This is a genomic window from Streptomyces durbertensis (genome assembly GCF_014156695.1).
In the GTDB taxonomy this organism is placed as follows: domain Bacteria; phylum Actinomycetota; class Actinomycetes; order Streptomycetales; family Streptomycetaceae; genus Streptomyces; species Streptomyces durbertensis.
Window position 1 is genome coordinate 1 of the sequence record NZ_WMLF01000969.1, and the last position, 387, is coordinate 387.

Here is a 387-nt window from a genome sequence, read left to right on the forward strand (position 1 = left end):
GGATCAGCGAGTGCGCGAGGAGGGTGTCCTGCAGCGGGAGGGGTCGGTCCCCCCGGGCGGGGCGGGAGACGCGGACCGGCTCGGGCAGGAGGGCCGGGGCCGGGTCGAGGGCGAGCGGCGGCAGGGCGAGGGTGCGCAGCAGCCGCAGCAGTCGGAAGAGCGCCGTCTCGCCGCGCCACAGCCACAGGCCGCAGACGGCCGCGGCGAGGAGGTGCGCGGCGAGCATGCCGGCGGAGGCGTGGCCGGTGAGGAGTTGGCCGAACGTTCCGCCCGGGTCGAGCCCGGCGGCGTCCGTGGTCGTGTGTGCCGCCCCGGCGTGGCCGCTGTGCGCGGCTTGCCCGAGGTGGGCCGGGTGGGACGCGTGACCGAGGTGGGCCGGGTCCCCAC

At 78.8% G+C, this 387-nt stretch carries 1 pseudogene; it reads right to left on the reverse strand.

Annotated elements, in window-relative coordinates:
* Positions 1–387, reverse strand: a pseudogene (locus tag GL263_RS27915) (hypothetical protein); the annotation flags it as partial.